Here is a 502-nt window from a genome sequence, read left to right as displayed (position 1 = left end):
GAGTCTCGTGGGCTCGGGCGGGCTGCTGCTCTTCATGGGCGCGTTTTCGATTCTTTCCGCGGCGCACTGGCAAAAGCTGAACCGGCGCCGCCAATCATTTTTTCATGGAGGCCACTGATTGAGAGTCGCCATCGTCACGCACGTGGTGCGTCATAACGACGGGCAGGGCCGCGTCAATCACGAGATCGCGCGCGCGGCGCTCGACGAGAACATCGAGGTCACGCTGATCGCCTCGCACGTCGCGCCCGAACTGCTGAAGCATCCGCTCGTGAGCTGGGTGCCTGTGAAGATCGGCCGCTTCTGGCCGACCAATCTGCTGCGCCAGCAGGTGTTCGCGCTCAAGAGCGCGCGGTGGCTGCGCACGCACCGCGAGGAGTACGACGTGCTGCACGTCAACGGCTTCATCACATGGAGTCCCGCCGACGTCAACACCGCGCACTTCGTCCACTCCGGCTGGTTCAACAGCAGGTACTACCCGTTTGGCCTCAGCAAGGGATTGTGG

The 502-nt window shown here is 63.3% G+C and carries 1 protein-coding gene; it reads left to right on the top strand.

Annotation, left to right across the window (positions count from 1 at the left end; translation table 11 throughout):
- Positions 1 to 118: 118 nt before the first annotated feature.
- Positions 119 to 502, top strand: a 384-nt coding sequence (locus BN2476_RS45230; protein ID WP_143811278.1) for a glycosyltransferase family 4 protein, incomplete at its 3' end; no start/stop codon positions are given.

The organism is Paraburkholderia piptadeniae (assembly GCF_900007165.1).
Lineage (GTDB): Bacteria > Pseudomonadota > Gammaproteobacteria > Burkholderiales > Burkholderiaceae > Paraburkholderia > Paraburkholderia piptadeniae.
This window is presented reverse-complemented; position numbering and strand designations above follow the sequence as displayed.